This is a genomic window from Xanthomonas axonopodis pv. maculifoliigardeniae, from assembly GCF_041519315.1.
Lineage (GTDB): Bacteria > Pseudomonadota > Gammaproteobacteria > Xanthomonadales > Xanthomonadaceae > Xanthomonas > Xanthomonas euvesicatoria.
The window spans coordinates 3,293,701-3,308,608 of record NZ_CP167998.1; the positions used below are offsets into that span (position 1 = coordinate 3,293,701).

Annotated in this window: 11 protein-coding genes and 1 pseudogene; 6 read left to right on the forward strand and 6 right to left on the reverse strand. The window is 63.5% G+C overall.

Going from position 1 to position 14,908, the window contains the following annotated elements; genetic code table 11:
* Window positions 1–12: 12 nt before the first annotated feature.
* The 3 genes from ACDH77_RS14305 to ACDH77_RS14315 form a co-directional block, all read right to left on the reverse strand.
* Window positions 13–1,242 carry a dipeptidase gene (locus ACDH77_RS14305; protein ID WP_372353513.1) on the reverse strand — a complete coding sequence of 410 codons (1,230 nt, stop codon included), beginning with the start codon at window positions 1,240–1,242 and terminating at the stop codon, window positions 13–15.
* A 596-nt stretch (window positions 1,243–1,838) separates the two neighbouring features.
* Window positions 1,839–3,227, reverse strand: a complete 1,389-nt coding sequence (locus tag ACDH77_RS14310; RefSeq protein WP_014090703.1) for an amino acid permease — start codon at window positions 3,225–3,227, stop codon at window positions 1,839–1,841.
* A gap of 411 nt (window positions 3,228–3,638) precedes the next feature.
* Complete coding sequence (locus ACDH77_RS14315; protein ID WP_008573029.1) at window positions 3,639–4,700, reverse strand: polysaccharide lyase family 1 protein; 1,062 nt, start codon at window positions 4,698–4,700, stop codon at window positions 3,639–3,641.
* Window positions 4,701–4,940: 240 nt separating this feature from the next.
* On the opposite strand from ACDH77_RS14315, the pseudogene ACDH77_RS14320 reads away from it, so the two are divergent.
* A pseudogene (locus tag ACDH77_RS14320) lies at window positions 4,941–5,152 on the forward strand (hypothetical protein).
* A gap of 342 nt (window positions 5,153–5,494) precedes the next feature.
* On the opposite strand, the gene ACDH77_RS14325 reads toward ACDH77_RS14320, so the two are convergent.
* Both ACDH77_RS14325 and ACDH77_RS14330 read right to left on the reverse strand, forming a co-directional pair.
* Entirely contained in the window at window positions 5,495–6,436 is a 942-nt protein-coding gene (locus ACDH77_RS14325) for a proline iminopeptidase-family hydrolase (protein WP_008573030.1), read from the reverse strand.
* Between the two features lie 381 nt (window positions 6,437–6,817).
* Entirely contained in the window at window positions 6,818–7,582 is a 765-nt protein-coding gene (locus ACDH77_RS14330) for a LuxR family transcriptional regulator (protein WP_008573033.1), read from the reverse strand.
* Window positions 7,583–7,774: 192 nt separating this feature from the next.
* On the opposite strand from ACDH77_RS14330, the gene ACDH77_RS14335 reads away from it, so the two are divergent.
* Complete coding sequence (locus tag ACDH77_RS14335) at window positions 7,775–9,157, forward strand: APC family permease (RefSeq protein ID WP_031423623.1); 1,383 nt, start codon at window positions 7,775–7,777, stop codon at window positions 9,155–9,157.
* 76 nt (window positions 9,158–9,233) lie between these two features.
* Window positions 9,234–9,407, forward strand: a complete 174-nt coding sequence (locus ACDH77_RS14340; RefSeq protein ID WP_228729601.1) for a hypothetical protein — start codon at window positions 9,234–9,236, stop codon at window positions 9,405–9,407.
* A gap of 101 nt (window positions 9,408–9,508) precedes the next feature.
* Here the strand turns inward: ACDH77_RS14340 and xopAP are convergent, their stop codons facing one another.
* Window positions 9,509–10,789 (reverse strand): XopAP family type III secretion system effector, encoded by a 1,281-nt coding sequence (gene xopAP / locus ACDH77_RS14345; protein ID WP_372353514.1) that lies wholly within the window; start codon window positions 10,787–10,789, stop codon window positions 9,509–9,511.
* Window positions 10,790–11,264: 475 nt separating this feature from the next.
* Here xopAP and ACDH77_RS14350 point away from each other — a divergent pair, with 475 nt between their 5' ends.
* From ACDH77_RS14350 to ACDH77_RS14360, 3 genes are all read left to right on the forward strand, one after another.
* A complete protein-coding gene (locus tag ACDH77_RS14350) occupies window positions 11,265–12,662 on the forward strand; it encodes a serine protease (protein ID WP_372353515.1) in 1,398 nt (465 codons plus the stop codon).
* Between the two features lie 412 nt (window positions 12,663–13,074).
* Window positions 13,075–13,473, forward strand: a complete 399-nt coding sequence (locus tag ACDH77_RS14355) for a hypothetical protein (RefSeq protein ID WP_031423629.1) — start codon at window positions 13,075–13,077, stop codon at window positions 13,471–13,473.
* Between the two features lie 136 nt (window positions 13,474–13,609).
* Entirely contained in the window at window positions 13,610–14,617 is a 1,008-nt protein-coding gene (locus tag ACDH77_RS14360; protein ID WP_031423631.1) for an MBL fold metallo-hydrolase, read from the forward strand.
* Window positions 14,618–14,908 lie beyond the last annotated feature (291 nt).

The following is a 14,908-nucleotide window of genomic DNA, read 5'->3' on the forward strand; positions in this document are numbered from 1 at the left end:
GCCGTAGCAACGCTATGGCCGCACCCGCTCCCAGATCCGCAGAAAATTGCCGCTATACACATCCACGATGCGTTGCGTGGGCCAACCGGCATCCAGCATCGCCTGCGTGAGCTTGGGCAGATCCGCCCCGCTGCGCATCCCGGTCGGCACACTGGAAATGCCGCCATCGAAATCGCTGCCGAAACTCAGGTGTTTCCATGGATCTTCGACGATCCCCATGGCGGCAATCTGCCGGGCAAACGCTTCGTAATACCCAACGACAAAGGCAAGATCGGCATCCATGTCCGGCGTGCCATCGGCCAGATAGGCGTGTTGCAAGAAGTACGGCGCCAGGATGACGCTGATGCAGCCACCGGTCTGCACGATGGCACGGATCGCCGCATCGTCGAGCGCCCGGTCCAGGTGACGTGAGGGCCGCGTTTCCACACCACGCGTGACGCTGCGCGATGCGCCATGCGAGACGAAGGCCGGCACGTCGCGACGGATGCAGATGCCGCAAGCGTCAAGGATCCCCTGGCTCGAGGTATGCGAAAGATCCACCAGAAGCCCGGCATCGATGCAGCGCTCCACCACCTGCCGGCCAAACGCCGTCAGCCCCGCGCCCTTCTTCTCGCGCCACGGATTGAGCGATGCATAGCCGGCCTGGGAGATGTCGGTATGGCTGAAATGATTGAGCGTCAGATAGGCGGCGCCGTCCTTGGCCGCACTGTCCAGACGCGCCAGCCGCAGCGCCTGGCTGCGGTGCCCGCGTGGCCCAAGCATGTGCGCCCCCTCCAACGACAGGATGGCGCTGCACAGACCCGCTGCGCGAATCGCGCGGAGCTCGGCGGCGCTGCGTGCCAGCCGCATTCGCCCGCCGCTGGCCGCCACCATCTCCTGGACATAGCGCCGATGCTCCACCCAGTGTTTCCAGGGGTCGAGAAAAGGCACGCCGATGAGGTTTTCCCAGAGTGCATGGGCGCTGAAACACGCACCGCCATAGCCGCCCGCGAGAAAGTCCGGGCCGCTCACGTGGTACATCAGCGGTTGGTTGCGACCTCGCGGCGAGGTCTTGGACATCAACCAGAGGATCGGAGAACGCCGATGTGCTTTCCAATCGCCCTTCCAGAAATCGAAGCCGCCTAGCCGCGACAGATACAGCGAATCCAGATGCGTATCGACCGGACACGCCAACGCATGCACTGCTTCCAGCGTGAGCGGCGGGGCCACGTCGGCCAGATTGTCGGAGGAAACTGCATGCATGGGCGAACCCCGGCAATGACGTCTGACGACGTCGCCAATAAAAGCGCGTGTTCCGCGTTGAAGATCCGGTCGCTATTCTTCGAGCGCCCTGATGGGTGGAGCATGTGCGTCCAAAGGAGAATAACCGAACTGGACCGTCAGATCCCCGGGGCGAGTGCCCGGCCCGAGAGGAAAGCGCAGGACTGCTGACGCGTTTCTCGTTTCTCGTTTCGCAGCGCACCGCGTCGGTGCGGGGGTTTTTTCGTTATTGGACCGGCCGTTGTCTCACCAGGAATCGACGGGTCCCGGAGGCTTTTGGCGACGATGCCGCATGCCGGGATGGGGAGCCCGCTGATATCGGCTAAGAGCAGCTGACAGAACTGCTGCGCAACCGCAGCGGCTCCTGGACAGGTGGGTTAGTGTGCGTGCGAGATTGCGGACGCACTGCGCTGATGCCGTGGTCCGTGGCCAGGCCGACGCCTGAACACATCAATGTCGCCAGCAACGACGGGGGCAATTGCCGGTTGCACTCGCGTCATGAGCGCTGGCCGCCGGTTACAGCTGACACGCCCGCCAGCGCACACAACGCACCAACACACTGCCACGCTTCCAATTCCTCACATCCGCGCACGCAGGCGCCGCGCAACTTCGCTGACCGCTGCGATGACTGCGGTCAGCGCGACCATCGAGAGGAATTGCGCGCGCGTATCGGCCGAAGAGGCCAACAACACGAAGATCACGCACAGGATGACCAGCGCCAGCACGGTCAGAAACGGATAGCCGCGCATGCGGAACGGCAACGCAAGGCCGGCACGGTCCGCGCGGGCGCGCAAGATCAGTTGCGATACCAGCGAGATCGTCCACACCAGCAGACAGGTGGCGCCGACGATGTTGAGCAGCATTGGCAACACCTTGTTCGGATACAGCAACTCCAGCGCTGCGGCGGCGAAGCCGAACAACACGCTGGCGATCACCGCCACCAGCGGCACTTGCTCGCCGCTGGTCCTGGCCAGCAACCGCGGCGCTTCGCCGCGCTGGGCCAGCGAGAAGATCATCCGCGAGGCACCGTACAGATTAGCGTTGAGCGCCGACAGCAGCGCGACCACCGCCACCAGGGTGATCGCCGTGGCGGCACCGGGAATGCGTGCCACGTCCAGCACGGCCGCGAACGGCGAGCTGAGCGCGGCGCTGGTCCACGGCACCACCGCCACGATCACGCTGATCGACCCGATATAGAACACCAGGATGCGCCAGGCGACAGTGCGAATGGTGCGCGCCAGGCTACGTCCCGGGTCGGCGGTTTCCGCGGCGGCCACCGCCACGATTTCGGTGCCGCCGAAGGCAAACACCACCACCAGCAACGCCGAGCCGATACCGGCCAGGCCCTTGGGCGCAAAGCCGCCGTTCTGGGTGAAGTTGGACAGCCCGGGCGATGCCACTCCGGGCAACCAGCCCGCCAGCAACGCCACGCCGATCAGCAGGAACACCACGATCGCCAGCACTTTCAGAATGGCGAACCAGAATTCGAACTCGCCAAAGTTGCGCACGCCGAGCAGATTGATCGCAGTGAACGTGGCCATGAACAGCAACGCCAGCAACGGCACCGGCAACGCCGGCCAGACCGTGGCCAGCAGCCCGGCGGCACCTACCGCTTCGGCCGCAATCACCACCACTACCTGAAACCACCACAGCCAGCCCACGGTGGCGCCGGCCGTCGGGCCCATCGCATCGGCGGCGTACACCGAGAATGCCCCGCTGGCCGGCTTGGCGGCGGCCATTTCGCCCAGCGCGTTCATCACGATGATGACCAACGCCCCGGCAATCAGATACGAGATCAGTACCGCCGGCCCGGCCGCGTGGATGCCCACACCGGAACCCAGAAACAGCCCGGCGCCGATCGCCGTGCCCAGGCCCATCATCATCAATTGCCGCGGCTTCAGCGCATGGCGCAATGCAGGCGCGGCGGGCGCAGCGGTCTCAGCAACGGAATCGGTCGGAAGCGGCATGGACAGGCTTGCATGGATGGAATCGCGACACGATACCGCGTCGCAGCGCCTGCCGCGCCTCTTGACGCCAGCCCGGGGAAGGAGTGGCGACCTCGCGCGATCGCGCCTTGCGCGCGGGTGTGCAGCAGCCACGCCCGGCAACCTGCCGGTGCGCGCCGCCACCTGACGGCCGATGCAGCGTGCGCCTGTCACCTGTCGTCTCCAAGAAGCGGGCAAAGCACATCCCCGAACAAGCCGGGGACGTGTCTCGATGCCGCCAAGAGCCAAGAGCCATCATGTGCGCAGCTTCCGGATGGACGGCCGCTACTCGTCATCGGCTTGTCCCCCGGACACGCTACGCTTGCTGTGCGCCGCCCAGGCCCTCCTGACCAGCGCTTTCTACAGCTCATTCACGACTCCGGGCGCTACCGGTCACTCCGCCAGGTTCTTGCCCGCGCCCGCGGTGGCGATCACCTTGGCCTTGACCTGTGCTGCCGGCGTCACGGTGTAGATGTAGCCCAGCGACTCCGGGAACACCTTGGAGCTCACCCAGTTGGTGGCATTGGCGTAGGGCTTGCTGCCGTCCGGCGTGCTCCAGGTGATGCCGCTGCCAACGTAGTTGTTGATCAGGTCCCAGTAGCCGATCTCGCTGCTGTCGCGCGAAGTCACCGGGTTCTTGATGTTCTCGAAGTAGTTGGACTCGATCTTGGCCACCCCACCCATGCGCACGTTGATGCCCGAGGTAAACACATTGTTGAAGTAGTTGTTGTAGATGTGGCTCAAGCCGCGGCGCTGCAATGGCAAGCGCGATTCCACGTTCTCGAAGCGGTTGTGGTGATACGTGGTGCGCGCAGCCGAGTTCTTGGTGTCGCTGTCGCTGTAGCCATTGAGCGCGACCTTTTGATAGTTGTAGACATAGTTGTAGGACACGGTGACGTGGTGCACGCCCTTCTTCATGTCGATGCCGCCATCGAAGGAGGCATCGCCTGCACCGGAGCACTTGGTGAGCGAGGCGAAGATGGTGTTGTGGTCGATCCAGATCTTGGACGGCTCGCCGCTGGAGTTGCCTTCCAGCGAAATCGAATCGGCATCTTCGCCACCTTGCAGCAAGCCGATGGTCATGTTCTGGATGATCACGTTGTGCGCATTGCCTACCACACGCACGCCGAAGTTCGCCGACGAACCATTGGCGCCCTTGATGGTGACATCGCTCTTGTTCTTGATCTGCACGGTCTTGGCCGGCAGCTTCCATTGCGCGCACACGTCCTTGATGGTGCCGAAGTCGAACTGGCCGGTGTAGTTGAGCACCAGTCCGCCGCTACCGGAATAGTTGTCGATGGCGGCCTGCACTGCTTCGAACGTCGCCACGTTGACTGGCGTCTTGTTGCCGCCGCCGGTAGTGGCCGCACCGTAACCGACCGGGCCGGCAATCGCGCCCGCGGCGCAAGCGGACAGTGCAAGCGCGAGTGCGCCGTGTAGCGTCTTGATGATCATGGAGCCTCTCCCAATGAAGTCGACAAGCAATGCCGGCCGCCTGCGCAGTGGCGACGACAACGGCAAGGCGATGCGTGGGGGGCTGCATTCTTCGCGCGATTTAAAACATAAAACAATTATTCATCTTCGAAACTTAGACACACCGCGGTGTTCTCTTTCCGGGACATGCAAAAGGGACAGCCAAGGACAGCCGGGACAGGACACGCCAATGCCATGCGATAGCCCTGTGTTGATCGACGCATGTGTGCATGTGCTGCAGACGCCGGCGATGCGCAGGCGTTCGGGCGTGCAGAGCGATTGCGCCTGCAACCGTGACGATCCACGTGCCGACGCAGCGACAGGCATGGGCGCACTCAGTGCATGCCTGGCGATGGCAGCTGGCCAACTGCAATGCAGTCATGCATTGCAGCACTGCATCTACATCGGCACGAAGATGCAAACGCAAGCTGTAGCGCCAGCGCCGTCGCGGTGCATCAGAGCGCTGACGTGCCTGCCTGCCGATAGCTGGGTTATCTCCCACGCTGCGGCGTGTGCACTGCGACGCTCGCGCATCATCGTGCGCCGGCGGCCCGAAACGGGCTTGCGTCAAAGCGCGAACCTCCATCGACACAGCTGCCCGGAACAACGCGCGCAGCGCCACGCGTGCAGCGATGCAAGCACGCAAGCGCTGCAGGGCCGCTATCGCAGGCACGGATTGATGGTGTGCACCCACAGCGACATCATCGCGGCAGGCAGGCAGCCAAACGCAGTGCAGTTGATCGGCCCGCTGGCCACCGCCACACCACACTGCACGCTCAGACAGCGCGATTGGCCAGTGCTGAGGAGCGCAGCATTTGTCCACCGGGCCACGGTGTCTGATCGTCCAGGAAATTGCCGACCAGGCGCATGCACGCCGCGCGTTCTTCCACGTGCGGCATGTGGCTGGAGTTGGCGAACACGTGCCAGCGCGCATCCGGGATCAACCGCGCATAGGGCTCGACGGTTTCCGGCGTGGCTTCGTCGTACTTGCCAGAGAGCACCAGCGTGGGTGCGGTGATGCGGTGCAGGCGCTCGATGATGCTCCAGTTGCGCAAGCTGCCCACCACGTGGAATTCGGTCGGGCCGTTCATGGCGTGATACACGGTGGGGTCGGCGTCGATGGCGGCAAACGTCCGCGCGACCTCGGCAGGCCACGGCAGCACGCGACATACGTGCTGCGCATAGAACACCTGACTGGCTGCGCGGTAGGCCGGATGGTCCAGCGTACCGGCGGCTTCGTGCTCGTCCAATGCGGCCTGGATATCGTCAGGCAGGCGCGCGCGCAGACGCAGCGCAGCCGCGCGCCACAACCCCATCGAGGCGGGCGAATTGGCGATGACCAGCGCTCGCAGGCCGGCCGGCCGGCGCACGGCGTGCTCGGCGGCCAGCATTCCGCCCCAGGACTGGCCCAGCAATGCGTACTGCGACAGCCCCAGATGCGCGATCAGCGTCTGCAGCTCGTCCAGAAACAGCCCCACTGTCCAGAAGCCTGGCTCGGCATTGCGCAGATGGGTGGAGTTTCCGTTGCCCAGCTGGTCGTAGTGGATCACCGCGCGGCCGTTGGCCGCCAGGTCCTTGAAGCTGTCCACGTAGTCGTGCGTGCATCCGGGGCCGCCGTGCAGCACCAACAGCGGGCAGGCATCTGCGCACAGGTCGCCGGTAATGCGGTACCAGGTACGGTAGCCGCGGAATTCGACGTAACCCTCGGTGCACTGCATGACCTGCGCCTGCCTACGGCAATGATGAGCCCCGAGCCTAGCGAGCACGCCGAGCGGCGTTAACTGGCAAATTTCACAGGTTTGAACGCGCCCGGATGCGCGGTTGGCGCTGGCCGATAGCCGGTTCGATCGAACGCCTCGCATCGCCGAATGCGCTGGGTATCGCGCGACTCGACATCGCTCCTGGATCGAAATAGCTAGTTCGAATCAGCACATCTATCGCATCTGTCAGCGCCACTGGACTCCATTCGGACCGACAACAGATCAGCGTTCAGAACACAGGTGGGTCGCGCCAAGGAAACGACATGGCATGTGCGCTCTGCCGCTCCGAAACCCGCGAAGCCGCGCGTACCGCAGCGCGCAGGCACGCTCGAAAAAAAATTATGGCTCCAGCAACCGATAGTGCATACCACGCACCACCGCTTCCACGCGGTTGCGGGCGCCCAGCTTGCGCGCGGCTGAATTCAGATGCAGGTTCACCGTGGCGGTTGAACGGTTGAGTGCCGCGGCAATCCGTTTGGACGTCAGGCCTTTTGCCGAATACTGCAGGCATTCGCGCTCGCGACGGGTCAGCGCGATGTGGTGGCAGCGGCGTTCCTGCGGTTCCAGCAACTCCTGCGCGCGCGCCTGGAAGGCGTGCGCCAGCAACAGGAACGGCAGCACCTGCGCTTCGGCCAACCGCGGCGCTTGTGCAGCGGCGGCATCGATCGCGCCGCTGAAGGTGGCAAATGCGCCACCAGGCAAATGCAGCGGCACGGTGACACCGGTGCCCATGCCGCTATCGCAGAGATAGCGCGTCACTTGCCGGTGCTGGCCCCCCACATATTCCACGCCCGCGCAGTGGCCGTCGGTGCGGTACGACCATACGAATGGCGTGGTACGCCGCGTTGCACGCTGCTGAACAGGGTCATGTTGGTAGTAGCCGTGCTCGCACCACACATGCTGCATATCGCCCGGCGCATTGCGCTGCATGAACACCGTTGGCGTGATCAGCGCTCCCTCCAGACTCAGGGGCACCGGCGCATAGTCGTACACCAGCGACTGGAAACCGAGCGCGCAGACATCGCGAAATACCCGGTCCAGGCAGCTATCGAGCGTCTGCAACGCCTGCAGATCGCAGCCCAGGCTGGCCAGAATGTCGAACATGGTGCTCCTTCGGTACCGGTGGTTGCCAGCAGATGACATCCAGCATGGAAAACCTAGCACTTTTACCAATGGATGGGCTTGTCGGCCACATTATCGTCACAATGCCGGTCACATGGCGGCAGCACGCGACGGGCGTTCAGGTCGTCCGGGCGCTTGCGCTGCGTGCCGGCATTCCTTGCAACGGACACCTGCATGACCGACACGCCCCGCCGCGACGATGCGGCCACGCTGCAACGCTTCGGCTACGCACAGGAGCTCAAGCGGCAGCTCACGCTGAAGGATCTGTTGATCTACGGGCTGGTGTGCATGGTGCCCACGGCGCCGTTCTCGATCTTCGGCGGCGTCTTCGACATCAGTGCCGGGATGGTGCCGCTGACCTACCTGGTCGGCTTCGTGGCAATGCTGTTCACCGCACTGAGCTACCAGCAGATGTCGCAGGCATTTCCGGTGGCCGGTTCGGTATATGCCTATGTCGGGCGCGGGCTGAGCAGCGGCATGGGGTTTCTGGCTGGCTGGGCGATTCTGCTCGACTACCTGCTGGTGCCGACCCTGTTGTACGTGGTCGGCGCCAATGCGATGCAGACCGTATTGCCGGCGATACCACAGCCGGCGTGGATTGGGTTCTTCGTGGTGCTCAACACGGTGGTGAACCTGCGTGGCATCGAAACCACCGCACGCGCCAATCGCTTTTTCCTGCTTGCGCAGTTGCTGGTCCTGGCGGTGTTCGTGGTGCTGGCGACGCTGGCGATCCAGCGCGGCGTCAATGGCGCGCACTGGAGCTGGCGCCCCCTGTATAACCCGCAGGCGTTTTCTCCGCAGCTGATCTTCAGCGCGTTGTCGGTGGCGGTGGTGTCGTTCCTCGGCTTCGATGCGATCTCCACCATGTCCGAGGAAGCGCGCGGCGGCAACCGCGTGGTGGGGCGCGCAACCTTGCTGGCCTTGCTGATCGTGGCAGGCTTGTTCATCCTGCAAACCTGGCTGGCGGCATTGCTGCAGCCTACCCTGCAGCGCTACCCAAGCGCGCAGGCATCCAACGATGCGTTCTTCGAGATCGGGCGGTTGATCGCCGGACCATGGCTGCAAATTGTCATTGCGCTCACGGTGGCGATCAGCGCGGCAATCGCCAATTCATTGGTTGCACAGGCGGCCACGTCGCGACTGTTGTTCGCCATGGCGCGCGACCGGCAATTGCCGGGCTTTCTGCGCTACATCCACCCGCGCACCGGCGTACCGCAGCGTGCGATCCTGCTGGTGGCGGGCCTGAGTCTGGTATTGGGCGAAGTCTTCGTCGGGCAGATCGCGCTGCTGTCGTCGCTGTGCAACGTCGGCGCACTGACCGCCTTCGTGTTGCTGCATATCGCAGTGCTGTGGCACTTCCGCACCCACGGCCGGCGTGTGCTGCATGGCATGGTGCCCCTGATCGGGATCGTCATCCTGGCCTACGTCCTGCTCAATGCCGACCTGCATGCACAACTGGGCGGCGCTGCGTGGATGGCGGTGGGGCTGACGGTACTGGCGTTTCTGAAACTCAGCGGACGCTCCACCGAATTGCGCGCCAGCGACGCGCTGGAATAGCCTCAACAGCAGCACCGTCTGTTGTGCCGGCGTGCTCCTGGCCCACCCGTGCTGCGGTGTGCGATGGATCAATCTCGTGCTGGGCAACCTCAAACACGTCATCAAGGTGGTGCATCACGCCATCAGCGCAAATACGCAGGGCTTGACTTGCGGAGATGGACGATCGCTCACCGTCGATCCGCTTCACGATGCGCTGCCACGACTTGCCACGGGCATGTTGCAGTCCAAGCAGTGCCTGGAGCCGGTTTGACGTGCAGCGAGCGATCTTCGTGGCCAGGAGTCAGGATCAATCAAAAATTTAGAAACTCTCTCTTGGCCTGGAAAACTCATTCGCAATTTATTGCCGGCTATCTAATCCGGCCGGCGAGTGGCCGGCGGCTGGCGGTACGGCAGCCACGAGGTGAACAATTGCCTGCGGGAAAGACGCCGGTCTTCGGATGTTCCCTGCGACACTTCCATGGGAGAAAAGATGCGCTGCAGATCGCCCGGCTCGATCTTGCACAGGAAATAAGAGCGCCACAACGTCAATTCGTGATTGTCCGCCAGGTTGACAGTGCTGGCCGGGCCGTCCGTCACGGTGATGAACTGAGCGAAGCGATCACCGCTGGTGCTGCCGGCGCGCTCGTCAGCAGCCCCGGGGTGATCCCAGTGCGGGTGATGCATGAAAAAGGGCACCGACTGGATCGGATCCAGGGCGCGCGTAAACTGGCGCAGCGTGAATCGCAGTTCGCTGTCGTTCGATCTTAAGCTTTGCATATAGTGTGTGTCGGCGCCCGCTGGCCCGAGGCGCGGTGGATTGAATGAATAAATGCTGATCTTGCCCGGGGCTCCGGCCGCGCGCAGAAAGTGCGTGATGTCGAAGCCGGCGAGCGTGGCCGCTGCTGCGCCCAGACTGTGTCCCGTCAACGACATCGACAACGCCTTGCCGCTCTCCCGCGCGCGATTCGTGTAGCGTTTCAACACGTCCTTCATGACGGTTCCGTCGGCGCGCGGCAACTGAGCTTCGGACTGCCACCATTCCTGCCAGCCTGCTCCAACCTTGCCCAAGGTCGGAAGGCGCTCGTCAAATATGTTGACGTGTACCTGTGCGATCTGGCTTTTCATATCGCATAACAGATCGTCGGTCGCATTCAGGCATGTGCCGGAAAAACCCAGCACCGCCACAATCACATCGTCGGTCTCTCGCTCCCAGAGTTTCAACCGCCGCGTGGACATCGGCACATTCAGATGCAACCCATCGATGTCAGCCACCGTCGCCGGATCGCCCTTGTAGGATTCGCCTGCGCATGCGCGCATGCTTTCGAGCACAGTGCGGCAGCGCATTTCCCATTGCGGATCCTGTCCGTGCGGCTGCGCCGATGCACGATCCACTTGGGCAATCGCGCTGACGAGATCGCATGCCTGGGTATCTACCTGCGGCAGACACATGCCAGATGACCGCCAGGCACCTGCCGTGATTGATCGTGTCGCGTTACGTCCGCGTTTGACCGGCGCAGCACTGAGACCGGGAAACGCACTGGCGCTGTCGCGCGCGTGCCAGGGGAAAGCGGTCGCGGAGGCAGGCATGTCGCTATCGCCGTCGCGCGATTGCGCGTGCGGCAGACTTGGAAAAGAAGTTGAAGTGGGTCGCATGCGACATGCTCCAGGTGAGTGCGCAGAGATTCTGTTTACATCCCCACCTGGCACGCAGCCAGAGATGTCGTCCACCGCCGTAAAAACGAACGAAGGATTCACTGGCTCCACCATCGCTGTGCATCCCTCAAGGCCGGGGTGAGGTCGCCCGAGGCCCTAGGAGCGCTGATCGCTACCACGACCATGACGTGGATTGAACACACCAAGCTGCCACTGCGCAGCTATATGCTGGACTTGCACCTGCTGACTAGAACCAACATGGCCGCCCTGGGAGCCCCGGGGCCGACGGCATGACGGCCCAGTGGATGACAGACGCGCGCGGGTACTGTATCGATCACGACCTTTCATTCCCGAACGAGATTTTCAGCACATATTCAGCTTTGAAGTTTCGCTAGGCTCGTTCGGCGCCAACGATGGCGCCCGCTTGTTGCAGCCCCCGCTGCAGCCTGACGATCCCTGACGAGAAGGACTACCCATGAATCGCAAGAACGCGATGTATCTGGCGTTGTTTTCCGCTGTTTCCGGCACCGCAGCGGCCGCCCCGCCGACCGAGATGGATGCAGCGCCGGTCGCCACCGCGCCGCAGGCGGCCAAGCTTGGTGCGGCCACATTGCAGTCGGCAAGTTTACGCGGCGGCGTTCTGCCCACGCGCGTGGTGCAGCTCACCGCACCTACCAGCGCCGAAATGGGTCGTGTGCGCGAACGTCGTATTGCACAGGTCAAGCATGGGCAGCCGTTGCAGATCGGTTTTTCGCGTGCGGTGACACAGCCGACGGTGAACCTGTCCAAGCTGGATTGGCAGATGGCTCCCGATGGCTCGCGCGTGGCCAGTCTCAAAGTCAGCTCCGCACAGGCGGCGTCGCTGCGTGCATCGCTGGTACTGCGTGGCGCCGGTGCAACGCCTGGCGACCCATCCAAGGTGACGCTGCGCTTTGCCGGCAACGATGGTCGCGTGTTCGAGCAATCCGGCGCCAGCTTTGCTGCCAGCGGCAACGATATCGGTTGGTCGCCGACGGTGAGTGGCGAGGATCTGCTGGTCGAGCTGTCGCTGCCGGCCGGGTTGTATCCGGAAAACTTCAGCCTCAGCATTCCGCAGCTGTCGCATCTGGATATCAGCCCCACTGCCAGCCCGCGCGACATGATGACCATTGCCATCGGCGAAAGCGATTCCTGTCAGAACGACATCGTCTGCCGTGCCAACCCCACGACCGGCTTCACCAGCGCCGCAAAGGCGGTGGCACGCATGGTGTTCACCACCAGCCAGGGCTCGTTCCTGTGCACCGGCACGCTGCTCAACAATACCAATTCGCCCAAGCGCAACCTGTTCTGGACCGCGGCGCATTGCATCAGCACGCAGACGGTGGCCAACACGCTGCAGACCTACTGGTTCTACGATGCGGCCAGCTGCAATGGCAGTACGGTCAGCTCGCAGGCAACCACATTGACGGGCGGCGCGTTCCTGCGGCATGCCAACACCACGCGCGACACCGCATTGCTGGAGCTGAAGACCGCACCGCCAAGCGGCGCGTTCTATGCAGCGTGGAATAGCGCGGCGATCGGTTCCACCGGCACCTCGATTGTCGGCATCCATCACCCATCGGGCGACGTCAAGAAGTATTCGCTGGGCACGGTGAATGCACTGAGCAGCTCCATCGATGGCAAGAGCCCGCTCTATCGCGTGGTGTGGAGCGACGGTGTGACCGAAGGCGGCTCGTCCGGCTCGGGCCTGTTCACCGTTGCCAGCGGTGGCGCCTACCAGCTGCGTGGCGGCCTGTATGGCGGCTATTCGTTCTGTAGCGCGCAGACCGATCCGGATTACTACTCGCGTTTCTCGGACGTGTATTCCACCATTTCCACCTACTTCGGCCAGTAAGCGGTAAGCCGCGTGGCAGGCGACCTTGTGCCTGCCACGCTTGATCGCGCATCGCCGGGCAATCCGTTTGCCGGGCGATGCGTCTTCGACTCAGCGACCGTGCATGCGTTGATCCGTGCACTGAAGTGTCCGCAGGCTGTCCAATGCCACCACCATCTTCTTGCTACGCACTGACGGCAACGGCGTGACGTGCTCGCGCGAGACATCGCTCCACGGCTGTTTTTTGCAGCCTCGCTCAACACATTGATCGGTGTGCGGTTGCCGGCGCGATGGGTGTACCAGATCCACTTCGGCCAATCGGGCAATGCCTGATTGACGTCGACTGCACCAACGGCGCACTAGCGGCGGCGAGCGGCGGCGAGCGGCGCAATGATGCAGACTGATGGGGCCTGTTCCTTCACAACGGTCGCCCATGGTTCGCGCACGTGCCCCACTGCTGGTCATCACCCTTGTTGCCTTGGCGCTGCAAGCCCCCGCCCTGGCGGCCGGCAAGCCGGCTGATCGCGAGGACATCAAGGCCTATGCGCTGCAGCGGTGCCTGGATAACAACTACACGCGTAGCGGCAAGTACGCACCCGATCAGCTACGCGACCGCTCGTATCTGCTGACCACCTATGCGATGGACAACGCCAAGGTCGGCGCGACCGACCGCCTGCATCGCTTTGTCGACGCCAACACGGCGGGGTTTGACAAGCGCGAAATCCCGATGAAGGACGAAGCGCGCCGCGGCCCGTTCAATCGCATCTTCGCCCAATGCATGGCGTTCTATCGTTCGCCGGCCTTGGATGAATTCATTGCACGCGAATTTTGAGAATGGCAGCAGGCGCAGCGAAAAAATAGCGCCCCAACCGCTGTTGCGGATTGCTGCCAGCGACGCCTGCCGTATGGTGTGTACAGCACGCAAACTTGCATCGACACCCAACCCACGCACATCGGCACGAGCCGCAATGACCGCATCCCATCCCTTCCGCTCCCGCCGCACGCTGCTACGCACTGCATTAGCTGCGAGTTCGCTGACTGCGGTGGGGCAGCTCGGTGCTGCTGTGCGTCCGCCGACACGACGAACATCCGCCAAGCCCGACTCCGCGCCGCCTGCACCCTTTCCGGCCAAGGGCAGCGTGCTGGTGCTGCTGGGCACCAAGGGTGGCCCGACACCTTCGCCATTGCGGGCCGCGGCCGCAAATGCCCTGGTCATCGACGGGCAACCGTATCTCATCGATTGCGGCAACGGCGTGGCGCAGCAACTGGTCAAGGCCGGCATGCGACTGCCCATGCTGCGCGATATCTTTCTGACCCACCACCATTCCGACCACAACGCCGATCTGCTCAACGTGGTGTGGCTGGCCTGGGCCAGCGGCCTGCAGACGCCGGTGCATCTGTATGGCCCACCCGGCATCGCCAGGATGGTGGACGCGTTTGTCGCCATGAATGCCATCGACATCCAGGCACGCATCCGTGAGGAAGGCCGCCCGCCGTTCGAAGCACTCATCCATGTGCATGAGTTCGACCAGCCCGGCACCGTTCTGAAGAACGATCAGGTCACCGTCACCGCCACCTTGGTGGACCATTACACGCTCAAGCCGGCCTTCGCCTATCGGTTCGAGGCGCCCGACCGCAGCGTGGTGTTTTCCGGCGATACGCGCTACCTGCCCGCGCTGGCCGAGTTCGCCAAGAACACCGACGTCCTGGTGCACGAGGTGATGTATCTGCCGGCGTTGCAGACGATGCTGAAGGCCAACGACAACGCACCCACATTGCTCGACCATCTGCTCAAGAGCCACTCCACCAGCGAAGAGGTCGGCATGATTGCGGCTGCGGCCAACGCGAAGATGCTCGTGCTCAATCACTTCGTCCCCGGCGGCGATGCGTCCATCACCGATGCGATGTGGAGCGAAGGCGCGCGCAAGCATTACACCGGGCCGATCGTGGTGGGCAAGGATCTGATGCGGCTGTAGCACTGCGCCCGCCCGCCGCGATCCAATGCCGGCCCCAGAGCGTGTTATGTACGTTGAGGGAGTGCGAGGCGTCGTGTAGCGCGTCGAGTAAGGCGTGCGCCTTGTCCAGGCTGGCCGCCTGGGCAAGGCGTGCAACGCGGTCTCGGTGCGCCACAGGGCGCTTCCCGGAGGATTGGCCGCCAGCAGCACGGAGTGCGCGCCGCGCGGCTTGCCTTGACGCCACAGCCAAGCCGCCAAGCACCGCGACGCCGCACGCCTCCGCTGATGGGCAATGCACCTCATCTCAAGGTG

Bases quoted from the DNA above. Each gene is read 5' to 3' on its own strand.
- ACDH77_RS14305 (WP_372353513.1), bottom strand. From the start codon at position 1,242: ATGCATGCAGTTTCCTCCGACAATCTGGCCGACGTGGCCCCGCCGCTC.
- ACDH77_RS14310 (WP_014090703.1), bottom strand. From the start codon at position 3,227: ATGCCGCTTCCGACCGATTCCGTTGCTGAGACCGCTGCGCCCGCCGCG.
- ACDH77_RS14315 (WP_008573029.1), bottom strand. From the start codon at position 4,700: ATGATCATCAAGACGCTACACGGCGCACTCGCGCTTGCACTGTCCGCT.
- ACDH77_RS14325 (WP_008573030.1), bottom strand. From the start codon at position 6,436: ATGCAGTGCACCGAGGGTTACGTCGAATTCCGCGGCTACCGTACCTGG.
- ACDH77_RS14330 (WP_008573033.1), bottom strand. From the start codon at position 7,582: ATGTTCGACATTCTGGCCAGCCTGGGCTGCGATCTGCAGGCGTTGCAG.
- ACDH77_RS14335 (WP_031423623.1), top strand. From the start codon at position 7,775: ATGACCGACACGCCCCGCCGCGACGATGCGGCCACGCTGCAACGCTTC.
- xopAP (WP_372353514.1), bottom strand. From the start codon at position 10,789: ATGCGACCCACTTCAACTTCTTTTCCAAGTCTGCCGCACGCGCAATCG.
- ACDH77_RS14350 (WP_372353515.1), top strand. From the start codon at position 11,265: ATGAATCGCAAGAACGCGATGTATCTGGCGTTGTTTTCCGCTGTTTCC.
- ACDH77_RS14355 (WP_031423629.1), top strand. From the start codon at position 13,075: ATGGTTCGCGCACGTGCCCCACTGCTGGTCATCACCCTTGTTGCCTTG.
- ACDH77_RS14360 (WP_031423631.1), top strand. From the start codon at position 13,610: ATGACCGCATCCCATCCCTTCCGCTCCCGCCGCACGCTGCTACGCACT.